The sequence below is a fragment of the Brachybacterium sp. genome, from assembly GCF_052095815.1.
Lineage (GTDB): Bacteria > Actinomycetota > Actinomycetes > Actinomycetales > Dermabacteraceae > Brachybacterium.
In genome coordinates this window covers 39,064-51,151 of sequence record NZ_JBQDLF010000031.1, presented here as the reverse complement: position 1 = coordinate 51,151, position 12,088 = coordinate 39,064, and the positions used below count along the sequence as shown (strand labels likewise).

The following is a 12,088-nucleotide window of genomic DNA, read 5'->3' as shown; positions in this document are numbered from 1 at the left end:
GGTATAAGACTGATCGATAGAAGCTCATCCCCCGCAGTGCGCGATTAAGGACGATGGCCAGGCCCAGCGCGAATGCGAGCCTCAGCGGCACCGAGACGAGCACGTAAGTCATCGTGACACCGACCGACTGCTGGAACTTCGTGTCCGATCCAAGGATGGTCACGTAGTTGTCCAGGCCCACCCAGCGCGCTGTGGTGAACAGGTCGTACTCGGTGAAGGAGAGGTAGGCCGAGGCCACCATGGGTCCGAGGACCAGGCCGAACAGGCCGATGAACCAGGGGGCCAGGAAGAGGTACCCCGCGACCGTCGCCGAGCGCCGTCGCTTGGTGCCTCGACGCTGCCCCTGCCTGACAGGTGGGCTCACCAGAGGCTCCTGCTCTGCAGGAGGGCCACTCTGTGGGGATGTCGGGGAGGCGAGCTTCGTCCTTCCCATACTCATTCGAAGCTGTCCGCAGTCGTGAAGAACTGCTCGACCGCCTCCGCGATCGGGGTCTCGCCGAAGGCGACGGCTTCGTTGAGGTCTCCGAGCAGGGAACGCAGCTCCGCGAAACCTGCGGGCCAGAGCCGGTTCAACGGTGTGGAGGTCTCGGCGACTTTGTCCATGAAGTCCATCGCCATCTGCTCCGGATCGGACAGCGTCCCTGCGAGCTGGTCGCGGGCTCCCTGCGACGGCGGCATGCCCAGGGAGACGCCGAGCGCTGAGATGGCGGTGTCGCTGTTGATCATGAAATTCACGATCTCGGCGGCCTTCTCGGCGTCCGCTGAGGTGGAGGAGAGCGACCACAGGCTGGCGGCGTTCATCCACAGGCTCGGCGACGCCTGAACATAGGGAGGTATGTGGAGCGTCAGGGGGCTGTCCACGAGGCGGGTGTAGGAGATGAAGTCCTGCGTCCATCCGAAGCTCATCGCTGCCCGCCCCGTCGCCATCGGGTTGCTGGCCATCTCGCCCTGCGCCTCGGCGGTGACGTCGGCGGGCGGGACGCCTCCGTTCTGACGGAGCTCCTCCCAGTACTCCAACCATTTGGTGAGGTCGTCAGCCGTGGCGTTCAGCGTGCCGTCATCGGCGTAGAACTGCCGGCCGTCGTCGCGGACCTTCAGGATGAATAGGATCAGGTCGCCGCCTCCGTCCTGCAGCCCCCAGACGTCGTCGCCCAAGGACTCCGAGGACTTGGTGGCCATCTCGGCCAGCTCCTCCCAGGCGTACTCGCCGTCGGGGACTTCCAGTCCTGCCTCGCCAGCGAGGCCCTGGTTGACCACCAGGCTCATCGCGTTGGAGGCGGCGACGACACCGTAGAGGGCGTCTTCCACCTGGCCGAACTCCTTCAGCCCCTCGTCGACGGCCTCGGCGTCCAGTGACTCCAGCGAGTTCAGGTCCGTCAGGGTGCCGCGCCCTGCGTAGTCAGGGATCTGGCTTCCGGCCTGCATGATGAAGTCAGGGGCGTTGCCGCCTGCGGTCTGGGTGGCGAGGCGGTCCCAGTACCCGTCCCACGCCTGCGGCTCCCGAGCGATCTCGGTGCCGGTCTCCTCGGTGAACGCGTCCAAGGCTGCGTTTACGGCGCCGTTCTCCGAATCTCCTCCCCACCAGGCTGCCCGAATCCCGCCAGATCTGCCGCCCTCTTCCGGTTCGAGTGCACACCCCCCGAGGGCGAACGACGCTCCTGCCAGTGCAACACCGGCGAGCACCGGACGGCGCGGGATGTGAAAAGTGGTTGCGGACATGACTTACCTCCGAATGGGCCGACAGCAGTGGCGGGCTCGAACGTGGTTCTCTGTCACTTCTAACGTTAAATTTTCACGTTACACGGCAGAGTAGATTGTCTGCACCGGGTCGTCAACATGTCTGCTGGACAGGCGGTCGGTGTATCCCGCGGGGCGAGTTCGCATCACCGGCGGTAGACGAGAGAAAAGAGGTAGACAGATGACCCAGGAGAACAAGCGCCGGCGACCGCCGACGGTGAAGGACGTCGCTCTCCGCGCTGGCGTGTCCTGGATGACGGTGTCCAACGTGGTGAACGGGAAACCGAGCGTCCGCCCCACAACGCGCGAGAAGGTCGAAGCGGCCATCAGCGAGCTCGGGTACCGCAAGAGCCGCGCAGGTCAGCAGCTGCGCTCCGGACGCACGAACATCCTTGCGCTGGCCGTCCCCGATCTGCGTACTCCGTACTTCGCGAGCCTTGCGCACGAGATCATCGACGTCGCCGAGACTCGCGGATACACGGTCCTGATCGCCGAGACCAAGAGCAATCCGGAGAGGGAGCGGCACGCGGCCCGAGGGTTCGACACTCAGCTCGCTGACGGAATCATCCTTCGACCGGACAGCCTCGACAGCGAGCGGGTGCTGGATTCCTCGGAGGCGATGCCCCTGGTCCTCCTCGGTGAGGGTACAAAGGAGGTCGAGCTGGACCATGTCACGCTCGACAACACCCGCTCCGGAAAGGAGGCGACGGAGCACCTCCTCTCCCTGGGGAGGCGTGCGCCTCTCTTCCTGGGAGCCCGAGAGGACAGGCAGTTTGGGCCCGGTTGGCACCGCTTCGTGGGATTCCGGTCAGCGCTCGCCGAAGCCGAACTCCCCTGCCGATCGGAGCAGCTGGTGGATGTGGTCTCGTACGGCCGCGCCGGCGGCGCCCACGTGGTTGAGGGCATCCTGGCCAGCGGCGTCGAGTTCGATTCCCTCGTCTGCGCGACCGATCTCATCGCCGTGGGTGCGATGCGGGCGCTCCGACGAGGCGGCCGAACCGTTCCGGATGACGTCGCAGTGCTCGGCTGGGACGGAATTCTGGAGGGTGAATTCTCGAATCCTGCCCTGACCACGGTGGCCGTCGATGTCTCTCACGTCGCCCGAGAGGCCGTGGAGATGGTCATCCGCCGCATCGAGAACCCCAACGCCTCCCCAGCTGTGGTCGAGGTGCCGCAGGAGCTGATCATCCGCGAGAGCACGGTGGGCGTTATACCGTAGGTGCGGCTAGGACAAACGCCGTGGCGGTCGCGCGTGCTGTGCGCAGTCCGCGCAGTGCCCCCGCGCCGTGAGCTTCGCCATCGGCCCGGTGGGCGCCAGCCTCGCAGCGGTGTAGATCGCCTTGTACCTCTTGCTCGACATCGACACTGCCTCGCCCTTCTCCACGTCGCGCAGCGACTCGGAGACCTCCCGAAGCGTCTCGAGCCACGGCCAGCCCGAAGTGCCCTCCTTGCCCTCGGGCAGGCCCAGGCGGGCATGGAAGTCGGCGTGGGTGCAGCCCGGGCACACTGCGGTGACGGTGACGCCGCGGGAGCGGTACTGGCTGCTGGCCCATCGGGAAAACGTCACCTGGCACGACTTTGCTGCCCTGTACGTGGAGCAGGGCATGGCGGCAGGGGCCGAGGCGATACTGAGGATCGTGCCGGAGCGTCGCGCGAGCAACCCCGGCAGTGCGGTGTGCATTAGCCGCAGCGGCACCTCGACGTGGAGCCGCGGGTGGCGTGCCTCGTCTTCAATGTAGTTCCTCTCGAACGCGGGCGGCAGCCCGAACCCGGCGCTGTCGCTCAGCGTCTGGATGGGCCGGGCCTCGTCCGTGAGCCGCTCGATGACGGCGGTGATGCCCGTGGGGGAGGAGAGACTTGCGCTGAGCACTTCGACCTCCGAGGCGTCGGCACCCGTCAGCTCGGCGGCGAGATGCTCGAGCCGGGCCGTTTCGCGGGCGACGAGAACCAGGTGCTCACCGTAGAGGGTGAGCTTTCGGATCCACTCGGTGCCGAGGCTGGATCTGACACCGGAGGTCAGGGACGCCGATTTCATGGGCGAGCCTAGAGCGAGCGCCATGGCGGCGGGCACGTGACCAATGCCCCGCCCGTCGGCCGGTGGCGGAGCCATAGACTCGATCGGTGCCCGAACTCTCTGATTCCTTTGCCTCCTCGACGCCCCGTCACCGCGAGAGCCAAGAACTGACCGCGGAGGACATCGCCACCGCCCTGCGCGTGCTCCGGCACGCCCCGGCCATGCCGGATGACGACGCGGATCTCGTCGCGATCAAACGCGCCTCCCGGAACTTCGAGAAGAAGCTCGCGAAGTCCCGTCGCGGAGAGAAGACCTGGGCGCAGCGCAAGGCGGACCGCGCCGTGATCGCCGCGACCGCCACCGGCTCCCCGCTGCGCATCGACGACGAGACCAAGGGGATTCCGCTGGTCTCGAGCGCGCAGGGCGCCTTCGCGGGAGAGCTGAACAAGTCCCGCGGCTGCTACATCTGCAAGAACGACTACACCCTGGTCGATGCGTTCTATCACTGGCTGTGCCCGGACTGCGCAGCGATGTCGCACGCCAAGCGGGACCAGCGCACGGACCTCACCGGCAAGCGGGCACTGCTCACCGGCGGCCGCTCCAAGATCGGCATGTACATCGCGCTGCGCCTGCTGCGCGACGGTGCGCACACCACCATCACCACCCGCTTCCCCAAGGATGCGGCGCGGCGCTTCGCCCAGATGGAGGATGCTGCGGACTGGATCGACCGGCTGAAGATCGTCGGGATCGACCTGCGCGACCCCACCCAGGTGATCGCGCTCGCCGACGATGTCGCCGCCGCGGGCCCGCTGGACATCCTCATCAACAACGCCGCGCAGACGGTGCGCCGCTCCCCGAGCGCCTACTCGGCGCTGGTCGAGGCGGAGGACGCCCCGCTGCCCACCGACCTCGCGCTGCCGGAGATGTCGGCGTTCGACCGCATCTCCCAGGCGCATCCCGCCGCGATCGCCGGGGTTCTGCAGAATGACGCGGTCCCGCAGCATGACGGGGAATCGCTCGAGCATGCTCGCGCCGCGCAGACCGCCGCCTCGATGACGGCGCTCGCGCTGCGCGCCGGCAAGGCGAGCCTGCAGGAGCACCTCGCGGGCACCGCGGTCGACGCCGGCGGCCTGCTCCCGGATATGCAGACCAACAACTCCTGGACGCAGACGGTGGACCAGGTCGACGCGCTCGAGATGCTCGAGGTGCAGCTCTGCAACGAGACGGCACCCTTCCTGCTGATCAGCAGGCTGCGCGCCTCGATGCGTGCCGCCGTGCAGGCCGGGGCGCGCCGCGCCTACATCGTGAACGTCTCGGCGATGGAGGGCCAGTTCTCCCGCCGCTACAAGGGTGCCGGCCATCCGCACACGAACATGGCCAAGGCCGCGCTGAACATGCTCACCCGCACCAGCGCGGGCGAGGCGTTCGAGACCGACCGGATCCTGATGACCGCCGTGGACACCGGCTGGATCACCGACGAGCGCCCCCACCAGGACAAGCTGCGCATCGCCGCCGAGGGCTGGCACGCCCCGTTGGATCTGGTGGACGGCGCAGCCCGCGTCTACGACCCGATCGTGCGCGGCGAGGCCGGCGAAGACATGTACGGCTGCTTCGTGAAGGATTACAAGCCCAGCCCCTGGTGACGCGGTCCGGCGACCTGCTGGTCGCGGTGGGTGCGGCCGGTGACCTGCCGGCCCGCGGTGCCACCGGCCTTCTCTCCTCCACAGCGGTCGGTTGTCCACAATGCGCATCGTGCTGTGGTGCGCGGGCGGGGAGTCCTCCAGGCTCTGGGCATGACTGCCGACGCCACCGAATTCTTTGAGTTCGATGTTCCCCCACGTCAGAGCCGCCCTCTCCACTGGTGTCTCGCCGACGCCCCCGCCCCGATGAGCGAGCCGACGGACGAGGAGGGTCGAGCGGAGATGCTCGCCGAGCTCGACCGACTGCCCTTCCTGTTGGCGATCGATCAGGTGGTGACCTTCGTCGGGGAAGGTCGGCGGCTCACCAAGCAGGGGGAGTTGTTCGCGGTGGACCGGCGCCAGCTGGAGAGAATCCAGCCAGCAGTCGACGATCACCGTTCCTGGGAGTGGTACAGCAACAGCCAGATCCTCCATGTGGCCTGGAGCGTTCTGCTCAGCAGTGGTCTCCTCGTCAAGCGCGAGGGGCACGTGGAACCTGCAATGGGGCATGCCGGAGACGAGGAGAGCGCTGAGGGTGCGGAAAATGCGCTGTGGAGGGCACGGAGCCTGCTCGCGGCAGCCCTGGAGTCGTCCGCGACCAGCGCCGGGTTCGCCGACTGGAACGAAGGGCTGGATGAGGACTGCCTGGACGCGCTGCTCGTGGCGAGTGGCCCTGAAGGGTTGATGCTGCCCACAATCCCGCCTGACGGCGAGCTGATCCACTGCGGCGAGGTCGTGCAGTTCATGCTCCAGCTGCTGCGTCATCCCTACATCCGAGAGGTGCCGATCGACCGCAGGACAGGGCATCCGCTGGCTCGTGGACTGGGTGCGCTCGAGCGGCTCTCACGCACCATGGGACGGCTCCGCGACAGCGGGCTGCTCCTCCGGGAGGAAGAGCGAACGGATCGGGAGGGGGCCTTGGAGGGAGCTGACGATAGGTGGGCGGAGTACGGGCAGTATCCGGAGGACAGCTACCTCACGCCGATGGTGCACTATCGCGCTCCGGTGGCGATGCGTGGCGCGATCGCGATGGTGCGGGACCGACGCTCTGCGGCCCTCGCTGACCAGGATCGGGCAATCTCGCCCAAGACCGCGCGATGACCTGAGAGAGTCGCCTGTGTAGGGTCGGCGGCCACGAGTCAATGAGGGCGGCACCACTCCACCACAGGGAACGGAGCACCGATGAGACGACGCGACAAACGACATCGGTTCATCAGGGGTGACCTTCTGTCCGGGTTGCTGGAGTTGAGCGATGCGCTCGGGCTGGTGCTGAATGTGGTGGTGCGCATTCCGGTGCTGCTGGTGAAGCTCCTGCTCTGAGAGGGAATGGATCGCCCACGGTCATCGGCGGTTGACGTCTTCGACGACGTCGTGACGTCGTACAGCTGGCGACCGAAAGCGTAGAAAGTGCTGTCAGGCAGGCACGCCCCGTGGATGCTCAGCGCTTGAGCCCGGCTGCGAATCCTTTCGTGTACCCGTCGATCAGATCGGCGGCGAGTTCGCTCCGCATGTGCCGCAGCAACACCGGTCGCAGCTGGGCATCGAGGAGCGTATCGAGTACCGCTGTTCCGTCGATGGGGGCGAATGCCTCCGCGGCACGACGCGCATAGTGGTAGCTGGCTGCGGCGATGATGTCGTCATCGGTGGCGTCGAGCGCCGTGTGGTCTTCCCATACCTCGTCGACGAACGGGTCCTCGGAGAGTGCCGCGAGGATGACTTGCAGGTCGAGCCCATCCTTGGGATTGTCATGATGCCGGTCCCTCCACGCGAGCACTTTGAGCGCGGTCTGCGCGGGAGCGCTGGCGACACGGAGCTCAGTGCCATGGGGCATCCGGACCAGGGTCGACGTGGCGTGCGCCTCCTGTAGTCCGTTGACATCCAGGAGATGGTCATCAGCGAAGTGAACGCTGCGGCCTTGCTCGATCCCCCCGAAGGGAACGACATCGACCTCGACTCCGAGCACCTCGAACTTGTGTTGTGAGTTCCCCTTCCGCGTCAGGCGATCCGTCAGGCCGGCGAACTGTTCACTGACACGGACTGCGACTGCGATATCGATGTCTTCAGTCGCGCGGATCGGTTGGTTGTGCTGAAGGGCATGGATGACGAGATCGCGAGCTGCGGCGCCGACGACGAGGAACTCGAGTTCCAAGCCGTGACAGATGCCTGCCAGCTCGGTGAGGACCTCTTCGGCCACTGGTACGTCAGTGCGTCCTGTGAGGTCGATCATCGCGTGTCACCGAACAGCTGTGCACGTATCTCATCGAGCCGGGGATCGTCCTCGAGCAGCAGGTCCGCCCTGAGCAGCGGTCTGGGAGCGACGCCATCCTCTCCGTTCGGCGGAATGTTCCAGAAGGTCGGGCGGATCCGTACCGGGCCGTCCTGTGCTCTGCGCAGGCGCCCCTGGCGGATGAGGTCCCGTCGGGCTTCGGGAGGAAGATGAATGAGGGCCTGTGATGGCCGGATCGGTGCGCCGAGGCGTGCTGCGGCCAGTTCCGAGCCGAGCAGCGCTCCGTCGGGGAGCTTCTCCTTCAGGAGGTCCGAGGGGTTCTTCCAGACGTCGCTCGTGAACCGTTCCTCGGGCCACGTGCTGGGTTGCAAGGCCGTATAGGCCGCGACCCACTCGTCTTCGAGCGCGGCGGGGCGCAACACCTGGTAGTTCTTGTCGAGCATCGGGGGCGTGCGCTCGCGCAGAGCCCGAACGACACGGTTCACGGTGCCGATCGATGCCCCTGATGACGCTGCCAACTCGCGCTGCAGTACTCGATGCTCCTGCTGGTTCGCGACGAGTACGGCGAAGGTGACAGGCAGACCCGCGCGCGAGAAGGGAGCTGCGGTGGGTGCCCTTCGTTCTTCGGCGTCGCTCTTGCCTGCGATCTCGATGAGAAGTCCCGGTGACCTCAGCGACGCGTTGCCCGCCGAATCCGCGTATCCACCCCAGCCTCGTGAGGCGAGTGCCTGTGCGCGTGCGGGAGTGATACGGCTGGTCAGCAGGACCGTCTGCTCGTCATGAGGCAGCAGGGTGAGCCCGGCAGGGCTGACAGTCGCGCTGGCCACGGCCGGGAACTTGTGCACGCCGGTTCCGTCGTCGAGCAGGAGAGTGCCGGTGCAGATCCGGTCCTCAAGATTCTCCTCGTACCGCCAGTCTGGTCTGATGCCCAGCTCGGCGAGGTGGTGAAGCACGTCCTTGATGACGGCGCCCGTGGCACTCCTCGGAAGTTCAATCGAGTCCATGTGTTCAACATACTGGAATTCTAAGGAAAATTGAACATCGCCGGGCTCCTCCGGACGGCGGGGGAGCGGTCATCCTCGTCGTTCAGTCCGCATCGCCGGTCAGGCTTGCCGCTGGCAGCCAGTCCGCCCCGAGCAGCTGCGCCACGTCGGTGAGACTCGCGGTGTCGCCGCCCACGGTGTCGGAGGCGGCGGCGATCCGTTCCACCATCACCTTGCTGACCTGCTCCTCGACGGTGCTCTCGGCGTAGGCGATGTGCCAGGGGGAGACCTGGTGGTCGCGGTGGGTGCGGCCGGTGACCTGTCGGCCCGCGATGCCGGAGAAGCGGGCCTGGTGGAACACCCCGACCCGCGGCTCGGTGCTCGCCTGGTGGCCGCCTTCGAGAGTCTCGCCGGCGTGCAGGCTGATCGAAGCGACCGTGGTGAACACGCAGACCTTCGCCTGCCCGGTCTGGAAGCGGAGCCGCTCGGCTTCGGCGTCGAACCGGCCCTGACCATAGATCGTGGCGACCTCGAGGCCGGAGTCCCGCAGCCGCTCGGCGATCGGATCGGCGGCGGTGCCGACGAACTCGACCGAGCACGCCACCTGCCTCTCGGCCTCGACCTGCTGGGAGATCCACGCGACGGTGGAGTCCACGCGGATCAGTCCGGCCTTCTGCCGGAAGCGCAGCAGCGCCGCGCGCCCTTTGGCCGTGTTCCTACCGCGCCGGGCGATGTCCATCTCGCGGCAGAACTCTCCCCACTCCGCTTCATACGCGTCCCGTTCTGTGGGCGTGAGCGTCACCGGCATTCCGGAGATCGGCACCGGCCCCCACGGCGCCGCACGGTGCAGCATGGCAGGTGGTTGTGCGTCCTTGAGCCAGCCGCGCACCAGCGCGAGATCCGCGGCCCGGCGGGCAGGGTCGGTGGTCCAGGACGCGCCGTAGCGGCCCTTGTCCACGCCGACCCCGTGGCGCTCGAGCGCGGTGTTGAAGGTGGCGGCGGGCTGGGTCGCCGTGAGCCACTCCTTCATCGGCTCGTCATGCGCCTGGGCGTAGGCCGGCGCGAGATAGGGCAGCTCGAGCGGCGTGTGGCCGGGCGTCGCGGTCGTCGTGATCACGAACGGCGCCTGCTCGTGCGGCTGCCGGTGGCCGGCGATCTGTGCCCAGAGCTTCCACCGCTTCGTGGTGGTGCGGCGCAGCGCGTGGGCTTCATCGGCGATGATCACGTCCCAGTCGTAGCCCGTGACCTTTTCCAGGCGGTCCCAGGTGATCACGACCCATTCCAGGCCGCTGTCGCCGAGCGCGGTGATGGTGCGGCACCAGTGCCCGATGGTGATCGCGGCGGGCCTGTCGGCGACCACGAGCACGCGCTGCGCTCCGCGGAGGTCGCCCACTGCACTGGCTCCGAGCACGGCGGAGATCGTCTTGCCGACGCCCGGTTCGTCGGCCAGCAGGAACTGTCGCCCACCGGCTGCGGCGCGTGCCGCGATCGCGTCGGCCGCCTCGTACTGGTTCTGGCGGGGCTCGAGGTCCTCGGCCGGCTCGGGGTTCGGCGTCGGATCCTCGGGGTTCAGGGTGTTCTCGAGGAATCGCCCGAGGGTGTGCGGAGCGGGAGCATAGGGCGCGAGGTGCGCGGGCAGCGTGCGCCCCGTGTACAGGTGCATCTTGACGGCGGGATGCCAGGCGGCGCCCTCGACCTGGGTGCCGTAGGGGACGTCCAGCACCCAGGTGCGCTCGCCGGGGCCGACGAACGGCAGCTCCCGCATCACCTGGCGGGTGCCCTTCCTCCGGGAGGAGCCGCCTCGCCGACGGGTGCTGGAGCGTCGACGGGTAGCCATTCCGCGAGGGTATCGAGCACGCGCAGCGGATCGGGGGACGGCTCGCCCGCGCCCGGTGTGACGCAGTAGAGCGAGACCTCGCCCGTGTGCACGGTAAGAGCTTGCTTAGCTAGGCTACGTACGTGCGTGAGGTCGTCCGGGACCGGCCGCCGCACGCCACAGGGGCCGGGCCCCACGGGCCGGGGCCCGCCACCGCCAACGAGAGCAGGGACAGATGACCAGCATCTGGTGGATCCGGGATGACCTCCGCCTTCACGACAATCCGGCCCTCCATGCCGCCGCGGCCGATGGTGAGGTCCTCGCGGTGCACATCGACGAGGAGATCAGCGGCGTGCGCCCGCTGGGCGGCGCGGCGCGCTGGTGGCTGCACCACTCGCTGAGCGCCCTGGCCGCGGCCCTGCGCGAGCACGGGGTGCCGCTGGTCCTGCTCCGCGGGGATCCCGAAGAGCAGATCCCGGCATTGGTCGAGGAGGTGCACGCGACCGCGGTGCTCTGGAACCGCCGCTATCACGAACCCAAGCGGGCCATGGATGCGCGGCTGAAGGCGTCTCTGCGCAGGCGGGATGTCCGCGTGGAGAGCTTCGACGGCTACCTGCTGCACGAGCCATGGACGATCACCACCCAGAGCGGCGGACCGTACAAGGTCTACTCCCCGTTCGCCCGCGTATGCCGGGAGAGCAGGCCGCCGCGTGAACCGCACGGCCTGCCCGATCATCTCGCCGGCCCCCAGGAGCAGGTCCGTGCCGGCGGCCACGAGGTGCGCAGCTGGTTGCGCACGGAGACCTTCGAGCAGGAGCTGTCCGGTCGCGGATGGCTCCCGACGGCGCCCGACTGGGCCGGCGGGCTGCGCGAGAACTGGACCCCCGGCGAGGCGGGAGCTCGGGAGCGGCTCGCGCAGCTCGGGGACCTGCTGACCGACTACGCCGAGGATCGGGAGCGGCCGGGCACCGCGGGCACCTCGAGCCTCTCGCCGCACCTCCGCTTCGGCGAGGTCTCTCCTCACGAGGTCTGGCACCACAGCCTGTCCGCGGGGCGCGGAACGGGCCCGGAGACTTTCCGCTCCGAGCTGCTGTGGCGCGAGTTCGCCTGGCACCGGCTCTTCCACCTGCCCGACCTCGCGACCCAGAACGTCCGGCCCCAGTTCGACGCTTTCGAGTGGCGCGAGGACGATGACGCTCTGCGGGCCTGGCAGCAGGGGCGCACCGGCATCGACCTGGTCGACGCGGGGATGCGGGAGCTGTGGGCGATCGGCTGGATGCACAACCGGGTGCGGCTGGTCGTCGCCTCCTTCCTCACCAAGAATCTGCGCCTGCACTGGCGGCTCGGCGAGGAATGGTTCTGGGACACCCTCGTCGACGCCGACGACGCCTCGAACCCGTTCAACTGGCAATGGGTCGCCGGCACGGGCGACGACGCCGCCCCGTACTTCCGCGTCTTCAACCCCGAGCGCCAGCAGGAGCGGTTCGACCCCCAGGGCGAGTACGTGCGCCGGTGGGTGCCCGAGGTGGACGACGAGTCCGCGGAACGGGTGGCGCCGATCGTCGATCTGAAGGCCTCGCGACGGGAAGCGCTCGCGGCCTACGCCGCCCTCAAGGGGCAATGAGGAGGCTC

11 protein-coding genes are annotated in these 12,088 nt (G+C 68.0%); 5 read left to right on the top strand and 6 right to left on the bottom strand.

What is annotated here, in order from left to right:
* Together ACTH43_RS12600 and ACTH43_RS12595 are read right to left on the bottom strand one after the other, a co-directional pair.
* A partial coding sequence (locus ACTH43_RS12600) for a carbohydrate ABC transporter permease (protein ID WP_441445244.1) occupies positions 1-364 on the bottom strand: 364 nt, incomplete at its 3' end.
* A gap of 71 nt (positions 365-435) precedes the next feature.
* Positions 436-1,719 (bottom strand): ABC transporter substrate-binding protein, encoded by a 1,284-nt coding sequence (locus ACTH43_RS12595; RefSeq protein ID WP_441445243.1) that lies wholly within the window; start codon positions 1,717-1,719, stop codon positions 436-438.
* A gap of 199 nt (positions 1,720-1,918) precedes the next feature.
* Here ACTH43_RS12595 and ACTH43_RS12590 point away from each other — a divergent pair, with 199 nt between their 5' ends.
* Positions 1,919-2,956: a LacI family DNA-binding transcriptional regulator gene (locus ACTH43_RS12590; RefSeq protein WP_441445242.1), complete on the top strand. Its 1,038-nt coding sequence runs from the start codon at positions 1,919-1,921 to the stop codon at positions 2,954-2,956.
* A gap of 6 nt (positions 2,957-2,962) precedes the next feature.
* On the opposite strand, the gene ACTH43_RS12585 is transcribed toward ACTH43_RS12590, so the two are convergent.
* Positions 2,963-3,808, bottom strand: a complete 846-nt coding sequence (locus ACTH43_RS12585) for an SDR family NAD(P)-dependent oxidoreductase (RefSeq protein ID WP_441445241.1) — start codon at positions 3,806-3,808, stop codon at positions 2,963-2,965.
* Between the two features lie 164 nt (positions 3,809-3,972).
* Between ACTH43_RS12585 and ACTH43_RS12580 the strand changes: the two genes are divergently transcribed.
* The 3 genes from ACTH43_RS12580 (at position 3,973) to ACTH43_RS12570 (ending at position 6,750) form a co-directional block, all read left to right on the top strand.
* Positions 3,973-5,394 carry an SDR family NAD(P)-dependent oxidoreductase gene (locus tag ACTH43_RS12580; protein ID WP_441445247.1) on the top strand — a complete coding sequence of 474 codons (1,422 nt, stop codon included), beginning with the start codon at positions 3,973-3,975 and terminating at the stop codon, positions 5,392-5,394.
* Between the two features lie 150 nt (positions 5,395-5,544).
* Complete coding sequence (locus ACTH43_RS12575; RefSeq protein WP_441445240.1) at positions 5,545-6,531, top strand: hypothetical protein; 987 nt, start codon at positions 5,545-5,547, stop codon at positions 6,529-6,531.
* A gap of 81 nt (positions 6,532-6,612) precedes the next feature.
* Positions 6,613-6,750, top strand: a complete 138-nt coding sequence (locus tag ACTH43_RS12570; protein WP_299305790.1) for a hypothetical protein — start codon at positions 6,613-6,615, stop codon at positions 6,748-6,750.
* A gap of 118 nt (positions 6,751-6,868) precedes the next feature.
* Here ACTH43_RS12570 and ACTH43_RS12565 read toward each other — a convergent pair whose 3' ends face one another.
* From ACTH43_RS12565 to ACTH43_RS12555, 3 genes are all read right to left on the bottom strand, one after another.
* Positions 6,869-7,657: a nucleotidyl transferase AbiEii/AbiGii toxin family protein gene (locus ACTH43_RS12565; protein WP_441445239.1), complete on the bottom strand. Its 789-nt coding sequence runs from the start codon at positions 7,655-7,657 to the stop codon at positions 6,869-6,871.
* On the bottom strand, positions 7,654-8,661 hold the full coding sequence (locus ACTH43_RS12560; RefSeq protein WP_299305792.1) for a type IV toxin-antitoxin system AbiEi family antitoxin: 1,008 nt from the start codon (positions 8,659-8,661) through the stop codon (positions 7,654-7,656). The genes ACTH43_RS12565 and ACTH43_RS12560 overlap by 4 nt, the downstream gene beginning before the upstream one ends.
* Positions 8,662-8,743: 82 nt before the next feature.
* Positions 8,744-10,477: a helicase gene (locus ACTH43_RS12555; RefSeq protein ID WP_441445238.1), complete on the bottom strand. Its 1,734-nt coding sequence runs from the start codon at positions 10,475-10,477 to the stop codon at positions 8,744-8,746.
* 214 nt (positions 10,478-10,691) lie between these two features.
* Between ACTH43_RS12555 and ACTH43_RS12550 the strand changes: the two genes are divergently transcribed.
* The gene (locus ACTH43_RS12550) at positions 10,692-12,080 is read left to right on the top strand and encodes a cryptochrome/photolyase family protein (protein ID WP_441445237.1); all 1,389 of its coding nucleotides are present in this window, start codon (positions 10,692-10,694) and stop codon (positions 12,078-12,080) included.
* The last annotated feature ends 8 nt before the right edge of the window (positions 12,081-12,088 follow it).

Coding starts and splice junctions, on each gene's coding strand:
- ACTH43_RS12595 (WP_441445243.1), bottom strand. CDS start 1,719: ATGTCCGCAACCACTTTTCACATCCCGCGCCGTCCGGTGCTCGCCGGT.
- ACTH43_RS12590 (WP_441445242.1), top strand. CDS start 1,919: ATGACCCAGGAGAACAAGCGCCGGCGACCGCCGACGGTGAAGGACGTC.
- ACTH43_RS12580 (WP_441445247.1), top strand. CDS start 3,973: ATGCCGGATGACGACGCGGATCTCGTCGCGATCAAACGCGCCTCCCGG.
- ACTH43_RS12575 (WP_441445240.1), top strand. CDS start 5,545: ATGACTGCCGACGCCACCGAATTCTTTGAGTTCGATGTTCCCCCACGT.
- ACTH43_RS12570 (WP_299305790.1), top strand. CDS start 6,613: ATGAGACGACGCGACAAACGACATCGGTTCATCAGGGGTGACCTTCTG.
- ACTH43_RS12565 (WP_441445239.1), bottom strand. CDS start 7,657: ATGATCGACCTCACAGGACGCACTGACGTACCAGTGGCCGAAGAGGTC.
- ACTH43_RS12560 (WP_299305792.1), bottom strand. CDS start 8,661: ATGGACTCGATTGAACTTCCGAGGAGTGCCACGGGCGCCGTCATCAAG.
- ACTH43_RS12555 (WP_441445238.1), bottom strand. CDS start 10,477: ATGGCTACCCGTCGACGCTCCAGCACCCGTCGGCGAGGCGGCTCCTCC.
- ACTH43_RS12550 (WP_441445237.1), top strand. CDS start 10,692: ATGACCAGCATCTGGTGGATCCGGGATGACCTCCGCCTTCACGACAAT.